Origin of the sequence: Pseudoalteromonas sp. SIMBA_162 (assembly GCF_046535955.1) — a bacterium.
Classification (GTDB): domain Bacteria; phylum Pseudomonadota; class Gammaproteobacteria; order Enterobacterales; family Alteromonadaceae; genus Pseudoalteromonas; species Pseudoalteromonas marina.
In genome coordinates this window covers 94,584-113,194 of the sequence record NZ_JAWJBQ010000015.1, presented here as the reverse complement: position 1 = coordinate 113,194, position 18,611 = coordinate 94,584, and the positions used below count along the sequence as shown (strand labels likewise).

General features: G+C 40.3%; 18 protein-coding genes. 14 read left to right on the top strand and 4 right to left on the bottom strand.

Features of this window, described 5'->3' with window-relative positions; genetic code table 11:
• Window positions 1-309 precede the first annotated feature (309 nt).
• Window positions 310-1,485 (top strand): hypothetical protein, encoded by a 1,176-nt coding sequence (locus R0J88_RS12380; RefSeq protein ID WP_410900056.1) that lies wholly within the window; start codon window positions 310-312, stop codon window positions 1,483-1,485.
• 131 nt (window positions 1,486-1,616) lie between these two features.
• On the opposite strand, the gene R0J88_RS12375 is transcribed toward R0J88_RS12380, so the two are convergent.
• The 4 genes from R0J88_RS12375 to R0J88_RS12360 form a co-directional block, all read right to left on the bottom strand.
• Window positions 1,617-2,240 carry a hypothetical protein gene (locus tag R0J88_RS12375; protein WP_410900055.1) on the bottom strand — a complete coding sequence of 208 codons (624 nt, stop codon included), beginning with the start codon at window positions 2,238-2,240 and terminating at the stop codon, window positions 1,617-1,619.
• Window positions 2,241-2,572: 332 nt separating this feature from the next.
• Window positions 2,573-4,222 carry a chaperonin GroEL gene (gene groL / locus R0J88_RS12370; protein ID WP_410900054.1) on the bottom strand — a complete coding sequence of 550 codons (1,650 nt, stop codon included), beginning with the start codon at window positions 4,220-4,222 and terminating at the stop codon, window positions 2,573-2,575.
• 49 nt (window positions 4,223-4,271) lie between these two features.
• Window positions 4,272-4,559: a co-chaperone GroES gene (locus tag R0J88_RS12365; RefSeq protein ID WP_006791252.1), complete on the bottom strand. Its 288-nt coding sequence runs from the start codon at window positions 4,557-4,559 to the stop codon at window positions 4,272-4,274.
• Between the two features lie 110 nt (window positions 4,560-4,669).
• Entirely contained in the window at window positions 4,670-5,146 is a 477-nt protein-coding gene (locus R0J88_RS12360) for an FxsA family protein (protein ID WP_006791251.1), read from the bottom strand.
• A 170-nt stretch (window positions 5,147-5,316) separates the two neighbouring features.
• Here R0J88_RS12360 and cutA point away from each other — a divergent pair, with 170 nt between their 5' ends.
• From cutA to hflC, 13 genes are all read left to right on the top strand, one after another.
• A complete protein-coding gene (gene cutA, locus R0J88_RS12355; RefSeq protein WP_006791250.1) occupies window positions 5,317-5,637 on the top strand; it encodes a divalent-cation tolerance protein CutA in 321 nt (106 codons plus the stop codon).
• The gene (locus tag R0J88_RS12350; protein WP_006791249.1) at window positions 5,637-7,427 is read left to right on the top strand and encodes a protein-disulfide reductase DsbD; all 1,791 of its coding nucleotides are present in this window, start codon (window positions 5,637-5,639) and stop codon (window positions 7,425-7,427) included. The genes cutA and R0J88_RS12350 overlap by 1 nt, the downstream gene beginning before the upstream one ends.
• A 229-nt stretch (window positions 7,428-7,656) precedes the next feature.
• On the top strand, window positions 7,657-8,109 hold the full coding sequence (gene aroQ / locus R0J88_RS12345; protein ID WP_006791248.1) for a type II 3-dehydroquinate dehydratase: 453 nt from the start codon (window positions 7,657-7,659) through the stop codon (window positions 8,107-8,109).
• A gap of 43 nt (window positions 8,110-8,152) precedes the next feature.
• Entirely contained in the window at window positions 8,153-8,620 is a 468-nt protein-coding gene (accB, locus tag R0J88_RS12340; RefSeq protein WP_006791247.1) for an acetyl-CoA carboxylase biotin carboxyl carrier protein, read from the top strand.
• Between the two features lie 26 nt (window positions 8,621-8,646).
• Complete coding sequence (gene accC, locus R0J88_RS12335; protein WP_006791246.1) at window positions 8,647-9,987, top strand: acetyl-CoA carboxylase biotin carboxylase subunit; 1,341 nt, start codon at window positions 8,647-8,649, stop codon at window positions 9,985-9,987.
• Between the two features lie 126 nt (window positions 9,988-10,113).
• Window positions 10,114-10,581, top strand: coding sequence for a tRNA (adenosine(37)-N6)-threonylcarbamoyltransferase complex ATPase subunit type 1 TsaE (gene tsaE, locus R0J88_RS12330; RefSeq protein ID WP_410900053.1), 468 nt, complete (start codon window positions 10,114-10,116; stop codon window positions 10,579-10,581).
• A gap of 75 nt (window positions 10,582-10,656) precedes the next feature.
• A complete protein-coding gene (locus R0J88_RS12325) occupies window positions 10,657-11,952 on the top strand; it encodes an N-acetylmuramoyl-L-alanine amidase (protein WP_008128378.1) in 1,296 nt (431 codons plus the stop codon).
• Window positions 11,953-11,988: 36 nt separating this feature from the next.
• Entirely contained in the window at window positions 11,989-13,821 is a 1,833-nt protein-coding gene (mutL, locus tag R0J88_RS12320; RefSeq protein ID WP_410900052.1) for a DNA mismatch repair endonuclease MutL, read from the top strand.
• Window positions 13,822-13,831: 10 nt separating this feature from the next.
• A complete protein-coding gene (gene miaA, locus R0J88_RS12315; RefSeq protein ID WP_008128382.1) occupies window positions 13,832-14,749 on the top strand; it encodes a tRNA (adenosine(37)-N6)-dimethylallyltransferase MiaA in 918 nt (305 codons plus the stop codon).
• Between the two features lie 81 nt (window positions 14,750-14,830).
• On the top strand, window positions 14,831-15,094 hold the full coding sequence (hfq, locus tag R0J88_RS12310; RefSeq protein WP_006791241.1) for an RNA chaperone Hfq: 264 nt from the start codon (window positions 14,831-14,833) through the stop codon (window positions 15,092-15,094).
• Between the two features lie 15 nt (window positions 15,095-15,109).
• Complete coding sequence (gene hflX, locus R0J88_RS12305; RefSeq protein ID WP_008128385.1) at window positions 15,110-16,399, top strand: ribosome rescue GTPase HflX; 1,290 nt, start codon at window positions 15,110-15,112, stop codon at window positions 16,397-16,399.
• A gap of 100 nt (window positions 16,400-16,499) precedes the next feature.
• A complete protein-coding gene (hflK, locus tag R0J88_RS12300) occupies window positions 16,500-17,660 on the top strand; it encodes an FtsH protease activity modulator HflK (protein ID WP_006791239.1) in 1,161 nt (386 codons plus the stop codon).
• Window positions 17,661-17,674: 14 nt separating this feature from the next.
• Entirely contained in the window at window positions 17,675-18,553 is an 879-nt protein-coding gene (hflC, locus tag R0J88_RS12295; RefSeq protein WP_006791238.1) for a protease modulator HflC, read from the top strand.
• The last annotated feature ends 58 nt before the right edge of the window (window positions 18,554-18,611 follow it).

Here is an 18,611-nt window from a genome sequence, read left to right as displayed (position 1 = left end):
TTACAGATTAACCAATATACATTAAGCCATATACAAGATGCGATTATTTTTTGATTAGGAAAAGCAATAGATTCTTTCCTGAAATACTAAAAAGCAAAAAACAGATAAATATAAAACACGTTTTTTTTAATCGTAGTGAGTCGATGCAATCGTCATGCTCTAATACCACGGCCAACTCCCCCCCCTCCTCATGGTTAATTTTTTTGTAATAGCTTGTACTTTTTGTTATTGATAGTGGGTAAGGACTGAATGTTTAAATAAAACTTAAAAAGCTCACTGCAATGAAGCAGCTTAACTTTTGGAGGGATGATGGGGCCTAAAGAATCGAATAACCCAACACTAGATAGTCTGATTAATACACACGGTCTATTAAGAGATCTAGGTTTAGTTTCAAAAGATCTTGAAAAGAATGCATCTATGCTCTACTCAGTGCTCGAAAACTTCAACTCATTATTTAAAGATAGAGCTTGGGTATTAAATGACTATTTAGCACTAGAGTGCTACAAGAAAGCGGTAGACTTGGCTCTGGATGGGAAGCTTTCTCAGGCTGAGGGCGTTTTGATAAAAGGAGTGGATGAGGGACTTTCTGTATTTATACAAAACTTATCAACTGCTAAAGAATTTGAACATCGCGCAGATGCTTTAAAAAATGCAAAAGAACTTCACTTGCAAAAGAACTACGGAGCATCTGTTCCTTTATTGTTAATAGCTATTGATGGGATATCTAATGATATTGCAAATCTTGGGTTATTTGCTCAAGACTCGAATTTAGACGTGTGGGATTCAATATGCCAATACGATAATGCTTTTACTTATCTTCAAAAAAACTTTCTTACCAAAAGTAGAACTATCACAAATTCAGATGAAATTACCGTCCCGTTTAGAAACGGAATATTACACGGCAGAGATTTGAATTATGCAAATATAGCTGTATCGTCTAAATGTTGGAATACACTATATGTGTTACGAACATGGTATCGAGATAAAAAAGATGAATCATTTAAAAAAGCCAAACTTAATTCTAAGAAAAACCTGTCGAATGAAAATAAAAATTTCATAAGCTATTTACAGAAATTCGAACAACGTGAGAGTGACTCTTTATTTATTAACGACTCAGGTGTGTATGAGGTGGCTAAGACTTTCTTGGAGAGTTGGCAGAATAAACAATGGGGTAAGATAGTCCCTTTGCTGCAACACTTCATAGGTAAGCATTCAGGTAAAGCATCAGGAGAAGTTAAACAGACATATGATAAGTTTAAACTACTAGAGTTTAGATATGAGAATGCTCGATTAGATACCTCTTGTAGCGTAGTCATCGACTCTTTTTTAACTATTGAATATGAGGGGAAAAAGGAAGAACATCAAATTAATTTAAGGGTTAACTATACAGCTGAGGACCTTTTACCTTTACCAATCAATCACTTTGACGGTCGTTGGTACATACTACAAAACTCACTAACTAAAATACTATTTGGGCGTTCATAAATACATTTAGAGTCACTAGAATAACCCAAATAGATAATGTTAAGAGTTAGTGGGTAGCATAGATAAGTGCAGACATATGAAGCCTTTAGTCGCTTCTGTTAGAGATCTCAATAAAACTTAGATTGAATGGTTTACCAGTCAGTTGCATCCATCATTTCTACAAATTTACGGAAGCCAGTTATTGCTACTATTTTGTTAGATATATCGAGAGTCTCTTGAGTTATCTGTACGTCTGAGTATTGGTTCATCTCCCTTGCTTCTTTAAGGGTTAAGGTAGAGCATTTACCTTCGAGGTAGGTGTTATTTAAAAGATTTACTTTAGCTATAAAAGTATCTGAGTTAGCTATTTTTCTTATAAATTTTTCTGGGACAATATAAGTTTTATATGAAAAGTTACTTGTGACTCCATATTTGAACTGTGTGGACTCATGCTCTGTTAAGAGGCTTGAGGCTGAGAAGCTATGCACGCCATCATCTAACCTAAAATGTAGTGATGAATCGTTACCTATATTTGTAATTGTGTTCGTCCCTGCTTTTAAAAGAACAATACCTTTTTCTGCTTTGAGCGTGTCTTGGTAAAGCTCAAATCTAATATTAATACACCCCATATTGCTCATACGAATATGCTTAGTTCCATCAAACTCTGAATGTCCAGAGGAAGGTATGTTAAACATACTTGTCGCCATAGACTCAGTGCTTGGTATTGACATGCAACCAGATAAAATCAGTATGCTCAGTAAAAGTAGATGTTTCATTTAGCTTCCTTGCAAGTGTGTAGATGGGTGTTTGTCTTCCATGAATCATTAAAGTATTACATAAGATTCAGCTTTTCAACTGAACGTTGTTTTAAAAAACATGGAGCGACGCAATTGTAAGAGTACTTTAGTACCCACAATATATATGTAGTGAGCTAATCTAAATAATTTAAAAGAGGGTCTGAAGAAGTAGTTTTATTTGCTAGGTAGAATAGGAAAGTAGGGCAGGTGTATACCTAAGTATACAAAAGGGTTTATCCATGTCTCTACATATGTCTCTACGTAGAGTGGATAAACCCTTATAAATCAATGGTTAATATGGGTTGTGATGATTACATCATGCCGCCCATGCCACCCATTCCGCCCATGCCACCCATATCAGGGGCACCAGCAGCTTCTTCTTTAGGGATTTCAGCAACCATTGCTTCAGTTGTGATCATTAGACCCGCAATAGACCCTGCAAATTGTAGTGCAGAGCGCGTTACTTTAGTTGGATCTAGGATACCCATTTCAATCATATCATTGTATTCGCCAGTTGCTGCGTTGTAACCGTAGTTACCTTCGCCGCCTTTAACTGCGTTAATTACAACTGATGCTTCGTCGCCTGCATTTGTTACGATTTGACGAAGTGGTGCTTCCATCGCACGAAGGGCAACTTTAATACCGTGGTTTTGATCTTCGTTATCGCCAAGTAGTTCAACTAGCTTGCTAGCTGCACGTACAAGAGCAACACCGCCACCCGGTACTACGCCTTCTTCAACCGCTGCACGAGTTGCATGTAATGCATCTTCAACACGGTCTTTTTTCTCTTTCATTTCAATTTCAGTTGCTGCGCCTACTTTAATTACTGCAACACCGCCGGCAAGTTTAGCCATACGCTCTTGTAGTTTTTCTTTATCGTAGTCTGATGTTGCTTCTTCAATTTGTGCTTTAATTTGAGAAACACGACCGGTAATGCCTTCTTCTTCGCCAGCACCATCGATGATAGTTGTATCGTCTTTAGTGATAACAACGCGCTTAGCTGTACCTAGGTCTTCAACTGTTGCTTTTTCAAGCTCAAGGCCAATTTCTTCAGAAATAACAGTACCGCCAGTTAATACGGCGATATCTTGTAACATCGCTTTACGACGGTCGCCAAAACCAGGAGCTTTAACCGCTGATACCTTAACAATGCCGCGCATGTTGTTAACTACAAGCGTTGCAAGTGCTTCGCCTTCAAGGTCTTCAGCAATGATTAATAGTGGCTTGCTTGCTTTAGCAACGGCTTCTAATGTAGGTAGTAGCTCACGAATGTTAGATACTTTTTTATCTACAAGTAGAATAAATGGGTTATCTAATTCAACTGCGCCTTTTTCAGCGTTGTTAATGAAGTAAGGAGATAGGTAACCACGGTCAAACTGCATGCCTTCTACAACATCTAGTTCGTTCTCTAGTGATTGACCTTCTTCAACAGTAATAACACCTGTATTACGGCCTACTTTTTCCATTGCTTCTGCAATGATGTCGCCAATTTCTTTATCAGAGTTAGCTGAAATAGTACCTACTTGAGCAATAGCTTTAGTATCAGCACAAGGAACAGAAAGCGCCTTAAGCTCTGCAACAGCAGCAATGATTGCTTTGTCAATACCGCGCTTAAGGTCCATTGGGTTCATGCCTGCAGCAACTGCTTTAAGGCCTTCATTAACAATAGATTGTGCAAGTACCGTAGCGGTAGTTGTACCATCGCCTGCTGCATCATTTGCTTTAGATGCAACTTCTTTAACCATTTGCGCGCCCATATTTTCAAACTTGTCTTCAAGTTCGATTTCTTTTGCTACAGATACACCATCTTTAGTGATCACTGGAGAGCCAAACGATTTGTCTAGTACAACGTTACGGCCTTTAGGGCCTAATGTAACTTTAACTGCGTTTGCTAGGATGTTTACGCCAGTTAGCATTTTAGCGCGTGCGTCACCTGCAAAAAGTACTTCTTTAGCTGCCATGTTTTAAATTCCTCTAAATTCTTAAATGTGTGTTAAACGAAAAGTAGGCTTAGCCTACAATGCCTAAAATGTTGTCTTCACGCATGATCAGGTACTCTTGACCTTCGATCTTTTCAGTTTTCTCAACATATGAGCCAAATAACACAGTGTCACCGGCTTTTACTTCTAAAGCTCTAACGTCACCGTTATCTAAAATACGACCATTACCTACGGCTACTACTTCTCCGCGAGTTGATTTTTCAGCTGCAGAGCCAGTTAATACAATACCGCCAGCAGATTTTGTTTCTTCTTCTAGACGTTTAACGATTACGCGATCTTGTAAAGGACGAATGTTCATGTTTTTTAGTTCTCCTAACAGTTTCTGAACAGTACAGAAAAAAGCTTTTCTAATTTGCATTCATTAATGGGGGTAGAGTAAAAAATTCCAAGAGAAAAAATGATAAATTTTTAATCTTTTCGTTCAAACTCACCATCAATGGTTGTTGGTTGTTCGGTTTGTTGCTGGTCACGCATCGAATGCGGTTGTTGAGCGTATGGGGAAGGACCTTGTTGCATACCTGCACTCATTCTCACAGTTGCCTGACTTGCAAGGCCTGCAGCTAATTTATTACGAATTGCAGGGGTTAATAAAAGTAAACCAAAAACGTCAGTCATGATGCCTGGCGTTAACAATAGTACACCGGCAATAATTACGCATATTCCCGTGAATAATTCTTTAGCAGGCATCTGGCCTTGCGCCATTTGCGTTTGCGCATTTTGAAGTGCGCCCATACCTTGTTGTTTCACCATCTTAGCGCCTAAAATTGCGGTAATAACCACTAGTGCAATAGTCGCTACACCCCCTATTACATCGCTTACTTGAATTAACAAGGCGATTTCGATAATAGGAATGATAATAAACAACACAAATAAAAATCTAAACATAATGCTCTCTAAATAAGGTACTCGTAAGAGTTAATGAAATATAAGTGAGGGTTAATAGGTCTCTTTTCAAGGTTAATGCGTAGGTAGTGTCATTTAACTGGATTTCTACACATTGGCTTACCTATCAGATACTATGAAGCTAGACATCGTTCAACAAGTAAAGGTTCATAATGAATACACAATTTAAATTAATTTTTACTACCTGTAAAAACGAGGCTGAAGCACGCATGCTTGGTAAAGCTTTGGTAGAAAAAAAGCTGGCCGCGTGTGTCAATATTTTACCAGCAATGTCTTCTATTTATATGTGGGAGGGTGAGGTAAAAGAAATGACAGAAGTTAAAATGCTAGTTAAAACCAAAACAGAGAAAATGAACGATGTGTTTTTAACGATAAAAGCGATGCATAGCTACGAAGTACCTGAGATACAAGTTATTGACATAACAACCGGAAACTTGGCTTATTTTAACTGGATGGATGAGGTATTACATTAATGCGCTTTTTGTTTTTGCTATTAGTGACATTATTAATAGCCCCTGCAAAGGCTACATCAAATAATGTGCTTAATGATTTATTAGCGCCCACGCAGCAAACCTTTTTACCCGTAACACAAGCGTTTGAGTTTGACTTTGATCAGCAAGGTCGCACCTTGTTTATAGGGTGGGATATTGCGCCAGGTTACTATTTATATAAGCAAAAAATAGAGATACTCGCTAAAGATGCCAGCATTGATGTAGGAAGCTTAGGTGATGGCGAGATTATCGAAGATGAATTTTTTGGTAAAACAGAGGTGTTTTTTCAAAGCGTTAGTATCATCAGTAAGCTGAGTGACGTAAATGAAGGCGCCGTAGTCAAAGTGCGTTATCAAGGCTGTGCTGAGGCTGGACTCTGTTACCCGCCTGAAGTTATCACTATTCCATTGAGTGTGATTGCAGGCGAGCAATCGCAAAATGCAACACCGTCTAATGCTGCAAGCGCATTAACCGAATCAACATCGCAACCGGATGCTGCTATAACTAAAAAAGATCTTTCTTTTACTGAGCAACTGGCAAGTCAAAGTTTAGCTATTAACTTATTAGTATTTTTTGCAGTGGGTGTGGGGCTTGCTTTTACACCATGTGTGTTCCCGATGTTTCCTATTTTGTCGAGCTTAATTGCTGGGCAACAAAATTTATCAACTAAAAAAGCCTTCGCACTTTCGTTCGTATACATACAAGGCATGGCGGTAACTTATGCGGCATTAGGGCTAGTTGTTGCAGCATTAGGTGGACAAGTACAAGGGTATTTACAGCACCCCTATGTACTTATTAGCTTTAGCTTATTATTTGTATTACTGGCTATGTCGATGTTTGGTTGGTACGAAATAAAACTCCCTAGCAGTGTGATGAATAAACTCACGCAGGTAAGTAATAATCAAAAAGGTGGCAACTATGTTGGTGTATTTTTGATGGGGGTATTATCCGGTTTAATTGCATCACCTTGTACTACGGCGCCGCTATCAGCCGCTTTATTATACGTTGCGCAAAGTGGTGATTACTTAGTGGGCGGGCTAACGTTGTATGTATTAAGTTTAGGCATGGGGTTGCCTTTATTATTGCTTGGTACATCGGGTGGTAAATTGCTACCTAAAGCAGGCGGTTGGATGGAGCAAGTTAAAACCTTATTTGGCTTTGTAATGTTGGTCGTTCCGCTAATATTGTTAGAGCGTTTGATTAGCGCCAACATTATATTACTTATGGCAGGTATATTGGCGTTAGCTGCTGCTTTGTACTTACACCATTGGCAAAGTAATCAGCAGCAAAGTAAATTAAAAACAGCTTTATGGTTTGCAGCCATGTTGTTGGTATTTACTGGATTTAGTTTAGCTAAAGACTATTTTTGGCCTGTACAAGTCCAAGTAAACGCACAAAAAAACGAGTTTAAACACGTTGCCAATTTAGCCGAATTAAAAGTCGCGGTCGATGATGCCAATAAACAAGGTCGACTTGTTATGGTCGATTTATACGCCGATTGGTGTGTTGCGTGTAAAGAGTTTGAACATTACACCTTTCCTGATGAAAATGTGCAAAAGGAGTTTAGTCATTATCAGTTAATTCAAATCGATTTAACTGAAAGTGATAGTAAAACTATTGAGCTAATGGAAGAGTATGACGTGTTCGGATTACCGAGTATTTTGTTTTTTAACACTCAAGGGCAAGAGCTAAGCACGTTGCGAGTGACAGGCTTTTTAAATGCTGAGGATTTTGCTAAACACCTTGCTACAGTGCGTGCCAGCGCACAATAATAGTGCAATAAAGCCACTTAAATTTACTAAGTGGCTTTGTTATTTATACCTTTCAAAATGTACCTTAAATAGTGATTGGACCAGTATTTTGCTGTTATTTACGTCGAAATCACTATAATACCCAGCTAACGTGAGAAAATGTTGCAATTTAGCTTTTTTATGCTTAGTTTAAAGTTAAAAAATAGCTAGCAATGGCTTAACTCATTACTTAGAGGGTATATCGCGTATTATGGCTGCAAAATTAAAGATTTTAGTTGTTAATGGTCCAAATTTAAACATGCTAGGAAAGCGCGAGCCAGAAAAATACGGTACGCAAACACTTAGCGAGATTATGAGCGAACTAACAAATACCGCTAATAGTCTGAATGTTGAACTTACGCACTTTCAAAGTAATGGTGAGCAAGCGCTCATAGAACGAATTCATAATGCTTGGCAAGCGGTTGATTGTATCATTATTAACCCCGCAGCATTTACGCATACAAGCGTTGCATTACGTGATGCATTGTTAAGTGTTGATATTCCGTTTTATGAGGTGCACTTGAGCAATGTGCACGCACGTGAAGCTTTTCGTCATCATTCTTATTTTTCAGATGTGGCACAAGGCGTTATATGTGGATTAGGTGCAATGGGTTACCACGCAGCATTAAATGCAGCGGTTAACCGGTCGCAAAACGCAATTTAATTTAAAAATTAACACACTAACAAACTAACAGGCGGGTCGTGTAATGGATATTCGCAAGATAAAAAAACTTATCGAATTAGTAGAAGAATCGGGCATTGCGGAACTAGAAATCACTGAAGGTGAAGAGTCGGTACGCATAAACCGTAACAACATGAGTGCGGGTCCAGCTTACCCACAATTTGCACCACAACAATATGCACCAGCCCCTGCACAGCAAGCGTCAGCCCCTGCAGCCCCTGTAGCAGTTGAAGCAGAAGCTGCGCCTGCTGCACCAACGGGTCATCAAGTTAAATCACCTATGGTTGGTTCATTTTACTCAGCATCTTCTCCAGAGGCACCTGCTTACGTAGAAGTAGGCTCTAAAGTTAATGTAGGCGATACACTGTGTATCATTGAAGCCATGAAAATGATGAACCAAATTGAAGCTGATAAAGCGGGTACTGTACGCGCAATTTTAGCTGAAAATGGCGAGCCAATTGAATTTGACCAACCTCTATTCATCATTGACTAATAGCATAACGTAAAAGGCCAACTCTAATGTTAGATAAAGTAGTCATAGCAAACCGAGGTGAAATAGCACTTCGTATATTGCGCGCCTGCAAAGAGCTTGGGATCAAAACGGTTGCTGTTCATTCAACGGCGGATCGCGATCTTAAGCATGTATTGCTTGCAGATGAAACCATCTGTATTGGTAAGCCATCAGCAACAGATAGTTATTTAGATATACCGCGCATTATTGCTGCGGCTGAAATAACTGATGCGGTAGCGATTCACCCAGGTTATGGTTTTCTTGCAGAAAACGCAGATTTTGCAGACCAAGTTGAGCAAAGTGGTTTTGTATTTATTGGACCAAAAGGCGACACAATTCGTCTAATGGGCGATAAAGTATCTGCTATTGCCGCAATGCGCAAAGCCGGCGTTCCATGTGTACCGGGTTCTGATGGTCCTGTAACAGACGATAACGAACGCAACATGCAAATTGCTAAGCGCATTGGTTATCCGGTTATTATTAAAGCAGCTGGCGGCGGCGGTGGCCGTGGTATGCGTGTAGTACGCAATGAATCTGAATTAGTAAATTCAATTTCACTAACGCAGCAAGAAGCTAAACAGTTTTTTGGTAACGGTATGGTTTACATGGAGAAATACCTTGAAAACCCACGTCATATCGAAGTACAAGTATTAGCCGACGGACAAGGTAATGCAGTTCACTTAGGTGAACGCGATTGTTCAATGCAGCGCCGTCATCAAAAGGTAGTTGAAGAAGCACCAGCACCAGGTATAACGGCTGAGACGCGTAAGTTTATTGGTGAGCGTTGTACACGTGCGTGTATTGAAATTGGTTACCGTGGCGCGGGTACGTTTGAGTTTTTATACGAAAACGGCGAGTTTTACTTCATTGAAATGAATACCCGTATTCAAGTTGAGCACCCAGTAACAGAAATGGTTACGGGTATTGACTTAATCAAAGAGCAGCTAAAAATAGCAGCGGGTCAGCCATTATCGTTCACGCAAGACGACGTCGTTATTCGTGGTCATGCGATTGAATGTCGAATTAATGCTGAAGACCCTGAAACGTTTATCCCGTCACCGGGTAAAATTACACGTTTTCACCCCGCTGGTGGGCTAGGTATTCGTTGGGACAGCCATATTTATGCTGACTACACTGTACCACCTCACTACGATTCAATGGTTGGCAAGCTAATTACTTACGGTGAAAACCGTGATGTGGCTATTGCCCGTGCACGTAATGCACTAAACGAATTAGTAATTGATGGGATTAAAACTAATACTCCTTTGCATAAGCGTATTCTTGCAGACGAGAATTTTCAAAATGGTGGAACTAATATCCACTACCTTGAGAAAAAGTTAGGTTTGTAATCTTCCTAAATTAAAAAAACCGGCTTTTGCCGGTTTTTTTATGCCTGAAACTTCAATTTATCGCCATAAATAAATAATCTGGTATGATTAGCTAATATGCGCTTTTAAGTTAATTTTGAGGTAATAATGACCCGTAGTTTTGAATCTCACTTAAATGATGAACTTGCAACTGTTGCAATGGGTAAGCAAGTAGCAGCAATTATTGAGCAAGGTGCTGTGATTTATTTACATGGTGATTTAGGCGCTGGTAAAACGACGTTTACACGTGGTGTAGTGCAAGGCTTTGGTCATACAGGTAAAGTTAAGAGTCCAACATATACACTGGTTGAACCCTATGAGCTTGACCGTGCAAACGTTTATCACTTTGACTTGTATCGTTTAGGTGATCCAGAAGAACTTGAATTTATGGGTATACGCGATTATTTTTCACCGCAGGCTATTTGTGTTGTTGAGTGGCCGGAAAAGGGGGGGGAGTTTATTCCTGTACCCGATTTAGATATAACGCTAAGCTATGTAGGTGACGAGCGTAAAATTGTGTTCAAAAGTACCAGTGAACGTGGTGCAGCAATTGTCGATAAACTAAAAAATAAATAATAAAATAGTGAAGGCAGTAATTATCAAATGAATCGAGGCGCAGTTAAATTCTCAGTTTCTCTTATGATTTTCATCATGAGCTTTTCTTTGTGGGCACAAAACACGATAAATAGTGTGCGTGTGTGGCCATCTCCAGATAGTACACGCGTTGTATTTGATTTAGACGATAAACCCGATTTTAGTTATTTTATGCTAAAAAACCCAAGCCGCTTAGTAGTTGACCTAGAAAACACCAAAGAGCTTAAAGTACTACCCGGTGTGCCACCTAAGCATCAAATTGTTAGCAAATTACGTTACTCAAAGCCCAAAAATAAGCAAAGCGTTCGTTTAGTATTTGAGCTAAGCGCACCCGTAAAACCAGTGCTATTTGCGCTCGCGCCTACTGGGCCATACAAAAATAGGCTTGTGGTCGATTTATATAATAAAAGCGAACCAGAACCAGTGGCTTCACCTGCACAAAAAGCTGCTAAAAAACGTCAACTTAGCCAAGAACGCGATATTGTAATTGCTATCGATGCGGGGCATGGCGGAGAGGACCCTGGCTCAATAGGGCCATCAGGCACGTATGAAAAAACGGTCACGTTGCAAATAGCTAAGCGTCTTGAGCGAATGATAGACGCTGAGCGGGGCATGATTTCGCGTATGGTACGAAGTGGCGATTACTTTGTAAAACTTAATACGAGAACAAACAGAGCACGAGAGAAAAAAGCCGACTTTTTTGTGTCTATTCACGCAGATGCATTTACAAGCCCTGGTCCCAATGGTGCATCGGTATGGGTGTTGTCATTACGAAGAGCTAATTCTGAAATCGGTAAATGGATAGAAGATAAAGAAAAGCATTCCGAGTTGCTCGGTGGTGCAGCCGATGTAATGAAAGATGCGGCTAACGAAAAATACTTAGCGCAAGCATTACTTGATATGTCGATGGATCATTCAATGAAAACCGGCTTAAACGTTGCAGAAGAAGTAGTTAAAGAGCTACGAAAAGTTGCAAAGCTTCATAAAAAAGACCCGCAACATGCTAGCCTTGCGGTTCTTAAGTCGCCAGATATTCCCTCTATTTTGGTCGAAACGGGGTTTATATCTAACCCGCGAGAAGAAAAATTATTGAAAAGTGCAAATCATCAAGAGCGTTTAGCCAAGGCTATGTTCACTTCAATCAAAAATTACTATTTGAAAAACCCACCAGATGATTCGTTGTTTGCAAAATTGAAGTCGCAATACCCTACAAAACATAAAGTACGTCCGGGTGAATCTTTAAGTATGTTGGCAAGCCGTTATGGGGTCAGCATAAGTAAAATAAAAAAAGTAAATAAACTAAATTCAAACACGCTTTTTATTGGTCAAGAGCTCGACATACCACAAAGTTAATTACATAAATCTGCACGCAGTTTGCTAGGAAATATCATGAATATTGAAATACTACCTGCCCGTTTAGCCAACCAGATTGCCGCAGGTGAAGTGGTTGAGCGTCCAGCGTCGGTAGTAAAAGAGCTTGTTGAAAATAGCCTAGATGCTGGCGCTACTCGTATTCAAATAGAGATAGAGCGTGGTGGCCATAAGCTTATTCGTATTCGTGATAATGGCTCGGGTATAGGTAAAGAAGAGCTCACACTTGCGCTTTCTCGCCATGCGACAAGTAAGTTAAAGTCGCTTGATGATTTAGAAAATATTTGTTCACTAGGTTTTAGGGGTGAGGCATTAGCTTCAATTAGCTCAGTATCGCGATTAACCCTCAGCTCCAAACCAAAGACCCAAGACGCTGCTTGGCAAGCATTTGCAGAAGGCCGTGATATGGCTGTGCAAGTTAAGCCGGTTGCTCACCCTGATGGCACCACCATTGAGGTTAAAGATCTATTTTTTAATACCCCTGCACGGCGCAAATTTTTACGTACCGAAAAAACAGAGTTTACCCATATTGATGAGCTCATTAAGCGTATAGCACTTAGCCGGTTTGATGTATCGATTACGCTGACTCATAACGAAAAAGTAGTTAGGCAATACCGCGCCAAAACAGATCCCGCTCACGCCATAACTCGCGTTGCACAAGTTGCAGGTAAGGCGTTTGCAGAGCAAGGACTTCATATTCAATCAGGGGAAGCAGGGCTTCAACTACATGGCTGGGTTTTACCGGTAGGCTCTGTAAATACAACGCAGTACACGTATGTAAATAATCGTATGATGCGCGATAAGCTCATTTTACACGCTATTCGTCAGGCATTTGAAGAAGTTAGTGGGGTACAAGAGCTACCAGGGTTTGTCATTTATATTGATATTGACCCACGCCAAGTTGATGTAAATGTACACCCAGCAAAGCATGAAGTACGTTTTCATCAAGGTCGCTTAGTACATGACTTTATTTTACAAGCGATCAAGCAAGTTGTTGTGCCATTGCAAGGTGAGTTTAACAATGAAGCGGTAACGACAGCTGATGAACATTTACCTGCATTTACTCATGCCATGCATCCGTCGACATCTAAAAATGAGACTAGCGGCGGTTACGATTATCCTAAATCTCAGTTACAACCAAATTACTCAGGTAGTTCAAGTTCAACTGGTGCAAAAAGTAGTGGTGGTGAATACAGAGCATCATCAAGTGCAAACCATCAAGACGTGAATGCGTTTTATCAGGGAGTGAGTGAACAACATGCTGCTCACTTTGATGTCGTGGCGCAAACCACTCAGCAAGATTCATCAGTACCGGAACAAAGTGCTGTGAGTATGGTGTCTATTATTAGTTTGTATGATGGAAACTGTGTCTTTAGTGCGCAGCAGGAGCTATTTTGCTCACATTTTAAATACGCCATAGTTGATGATTGGCATGAGCAAATTAAAGAGCAAGGTAGCCTTGAAGGTAAAGCATTGTTATTACCTGTCAGGGTTAATTTATCAAAAGAAGACTGTTTGCTAATCGAAGGGCAGCAATCGAGGTTCACGCTGCTTGGCTTTGAATTGGTGATAGAGAAGCAGTTTGTCATGGTTAAAAAGCTGCCATCATGTTTGTATTTACTTGATGTAAGTAATGCTGTTAACGAGTTACTAAGCGCCTGTAAAAGGCAGCTTGAAAACATAGAAGATTGGTTAAAATGGCAGGCCGAATGTATACCGCCGCGCTTTTATGCTAGCAACGTATTTATAACTCAACAAATGCGCTTACAAAATAATCCACAAACTATTGAACGCTTGCGTGAAAAAGCAGTTAAAATAGAGCTAAGTCAGTATTTAGCGCAATTAAATTAGGGTGTTCGTGTTGAGTCAATTACCAGTTATATTTTTAATGGGTCCCACTGCTGCAGGTAAAACAGCATTGGCTATTTCTTTGTGCGAGCATTTAAATACAGAGATAATCAGCGTCGATTCAGCATTAGTGTATAAAGGTATGGACATTGGCACTGCAAAACCTGATTCAGAAGAATTGGCTCGCGCTCCACATCATCTTATTGATCTGCTTGACCCGAGTGAAACGTATTCTGTTGCAGATTTTAGACGTGATGCAATAAAAAAAATTGATGAATTTCATCAACAAGGTAAAGTACCTGTATTAGTTGGAGGTACAATGCTGTACTTCAAGGCACTTATTGACGGTTTATCGCCTCTGCCTGAGGCAGACCCAGCTATAAGGGCTCAACTTGAAGCAGAGGCTAGTGAGTTTGGCTGGCCACACTTGTATCAAGAACTCGTAAAAATAGATCCACAAGCGGCACAAAAAATGAGTGAAAACGACTCGCAAAGAATTAACCGTGCGCTGGAGGTATATCGATTAACCGGTAAAACAATGACTGAACTGCAAAAGCAAAAGCAGCCACCTTTACCGTATACTTTTCATCAATTTGCCATCGCGCCGCAAGAGCGAAGTGAATTACATCAACGAATTGAAGAAAGGTTTAAAATAATGATAGATCAGGGGTTTGAAAATGAAGTTTCGGCCTTATATCTACGTAAAGATTTACATCACAATATGCCTTCTATTCGTTGTGTGGGCTATAGACAGATGTGGGATTACCTTGCGGGTGAAGTAAGTCATGATGAAATGGTATTTCGAGGTATTGCAGCAACCCGGCAATTGGCTAAGCGTCAATTAACTTGGTTGAGAAGTTGGCCTGATGTTACTTGGTTAACAACCGGCGATGAAGAAAACTTGCATCATGTAGTAAGTTCGCTAAGCTAGTAGTAGTTGGATATGATTTAGCTTTATTAAATGAGTTCAGCCACTTAATTATAATAACACCTAGAACGAAGGAAGAATAACATGGCAAAAGGCCAATCGTTACAAGACCCATTTTTGAATGCACTACGTCGTGAGCGCATTCCGGTATCAATCTTTTTGGTTAATGGCATAAAATTACAAGGTAAAATCCAGTCATTTGATCAATTTGTTATTTTACTTGAAAACACGGTAAATCAAATGGTTTACAAACACGCAATTTCAACAGTTGTACCTGCTCGCGCAGTCAACTTCCAAGGTGTTCAAGGGAGCGATGACACTGAAGAACCAGAAGCTGGAAACTTTTAATTAGGAGCGTAATGCTTGTTTGACCGCTATGAATCCGGCGAACAGGCAATTTTAGTTCATATCGACTTACCTAAAGAAGGGGATCGTGAAGATCTTCATGAATTAGAGATGTTGGTATCTTCTGCTGGTGTTAGTAGTTTGGCGGTTGTGCAAGGCAGCCGTCAAGCACCACATCCGAAACTATTCGTCGGTACCGGTAAAGCAGAAGAAATAGCTGAGATTGTCAAAATCCACAATGCAGATGTCGTTATTTTTAATCATCAACTCAGACCGTCACAAGAACGCAACTTAGAGCGCGTTTGTCAGTGCCGTGTGCTTGATAGAACGACCCTTATTCTTGATATTTTTGCCCAACGTGCACGTACCCATGAGGGTAAATTGCAGGTTGAATTGGCACAACTTCGTCATATGTCTACTCGGCTGATCCGAGGGTGGACTCACCTTGAGCGTCAAAAGGGCGGTATTGGTTTACGTGGACCAGGTGAAACTCAATTAGAGACCGATAGGCGTTTACTGCGCGTACGTATTCAAAGTATTCGTGCACGACTACAAAAAGTGGCAGTCCAGCGTGAGCAGGGTAGACGCGCGCGTAACCGTAATGAAATTCCAACGGTGTCGTTAGTGGGTTACACTAATGCGGGTAAATCTACATTATTTAATCGTATTACAGATTCTGAGGTCTATGCTGCCGATCAGCTTTTTGCGACGCTTGACCCAACACTGCGTAAACTGGAGTTGGGTGATGTTGGCCAAGTAATTTTAGCCGATACCGTGGGTTTTATCCGTCATTTGCCTCACGATTTAGTGGCTGCATTTAAAGCAACATTGACCGAAACACGTGAAGCCGATTTGCAGTTACACGTAATAGATGCTGCTGATTCGCGAATTAAAGAAAATATTGAACAAGTGCAATCTGTGCTTAAAGAAATTGAAGCCGATGACGTTCCTCAGCTATTAATTTATAATAAAATTGATGCGCTTGATAATGTTGCTCCGCGTATTGATCGAGATAGTGAAGGTCAACCTATAAGAGTATGGTTGTCTGCACAAACGGGTGAAGGGTGTGAATTACTAAGCGAAGCCATTAGCGAGTTGCTTGCTAAAAAAATGTTTAGTGAAACGCTTTTATTAACCCCTTTATACGGGCGTTTAAGGGCTTCACTTTTTAGCTTAAATGCGGTGCATGAAGAGCGATTTGATGAACAAGGCAATTGGCTGTTAGATGTTAGAATGCCAATGGTTGAATGGAATCGCTTAATTAAAGAATTTGGTCCTGAAATTGTTGGTTTTATCAACCAAGATTAAAAATTGACGTTTAAATGTCGGTTTTTGTATGAGAAACGCAGTAGATTTGATAGATTTAACACAATTTCCTAATTTATTTAGATAACAATGGAGTATAGCTATGGCCTGGAATGAACCGGGTAATAATGGCAATGACAAAGATCCGTGGAACAATAAAGGCGGACGTGATCAAGGCCCACCTGATTTAGACGAGGTGTTCCGTAAGTTTAGTAACAAGTTCGGCGGCTTATTTGGCGGTAAAAAATCCGGCAATGGAAGCGGTGGCGGACTTGGCGGAGCCGGTATTTCATTTATCCTCATTATCGCTGCCATTGTGTGGGCGTTAAGTGGTATTTATACGGTTAAAGAAGCGGAACGTGGTGTTGTTTTGCAGTTTGGTAAATATGACCGAATTGCTGAACCAGGCCTGCGTTGGAAAATGACGTTTATTGAAACGGTTATCCCAGTTGATATCGAAGCCGTTCGTTCACTGTCGGCGTCTGGTTTTATGCTTACTGAAGATGAAAACGTGGTAAGTGTTGAGTTTCAGGTGCAATACCGTGTTATTGACCCATACCTTTACAAGTTTAGCGTAACGAATGCTGATAGCAGTTTAGAAGAAGCGCTAGACAGTGCACTGCGTTATGTTGTGGGTCATGCAAAAATGGACCAAGTTTTAACGAACGGCCGTGAAGAAGTGCGTCAAAACACATGGGATGAGCTTAACAAGGTAATCGAACCATACAATCTTGGTTTAATTGTTACTGATGTTAACTTTAAAGATTCTCGCCCACCTACTGAAGTTAAAGATGCGTTTGATGATGCGATTGCAGCACAAGAAGATGAAGAGCGTTTCATCCGTGAAGCAGAAGCGTATGCGCGTGAAATTGAACCGCGTGCACGTGGTCAAGTAACACGTATGACACAAGAAGCTGAAGGTTACCAAGAGCGTATTACACTGGAAGCGCAAGGTGAGGTTGCTCGTTTTGAAAAGCTATTACCTGAGTATTTAGCGGCTAAAGAAGTAACGCGTGAACGCTTATACATTGATGCAATGGAAGAAGTGTTAGGTAGCAGTTCTAAGGTGTTGGTTGATGTGAAGGGTGGTAATAACATGATGTACCTACCTCTTGATAAAATCATGGAAAAGCAAGGCACTGCAACACGTGTTGCGTTACCAAGCTCAAGTGACATTCAAGACTTAAGAAACAAAGTAAATACATCACGTAACAGCACCGTTAATAGCAGCAACGACCGCTTTAACAACGATCGCTTTAACTAGGGGAGATAAGCATAATGAAAAATTTTAGTTTAGTAATACTACTAGTTGCCATTGTGATGTCTTTCTCATCGGTATTTGTTGTACCTGAAGGGCAAAAAGCAATTGTGCTATTGTTCAGTAAAGTACAAAAAGATGACGATGATCAAGCGGTTGTTTATGGCCCAGGTTTGCATTTGAAAGTCCCATTTTTTAGCCAAGTGCGTCGTATTGATGCACGTATTCAAACGCTAGATGGAACGCCAGATCGTTTTGTGACAAGTGAGAAGAAAGACTTAATTGTTGATTCGTTTGTTAAATGGCGTGTTAACGACTTTAGTGCTTTTTACTTACGTGCACGTGGCGACAAGCAATATGCTGAAACGTTACTTGAGCAAAAGGTTAATAACGGACTTCGTACTAACTTTGGTACACGCACAATTCGTGAAATTGTATCGGGTGAGCGTAGTGAGCTTATGGAAGAAGCATTAGTTCAAGCATCTGAAAGTGCCCGCGAGTTAGGTATTGAAGTGCTAGACGTACGTGTTAAGCAAATTAATTTGCCTCAAGAAGTAAGTAGTTCGATTTATCAACGTATGCGTGCTGAGCGTACTGCCGTTGCTAAAGAGCACCGCTCTGAAGGTCAGGAAAAAGCGGAAACTATTCGTGCTAGCGTTGACCGTCGAGTGACAGTTATGCTTGCAGACGCTGAACGTAACTCACGCTCAGTGCGTGGTCAAGGTGATGCAGATGCTGCCGCTATTTATGCAAATGCATATAATAAAGATCCAGAGTTTTTCAGCTTTGTACGTTCTTTAGAAGCGTATAAGAAAACATTTAAAGGTAAGCAAGATGTGATGGTGCTTTCACCAGACAGTGACTTCTTCCAATATATGAAAGGCGCTAAAGCGCAGTAGACTATATTTGTACTTTTAAAATTTAAAGCCCCGCACTTGCGGGGCTTTTTGTTGAATA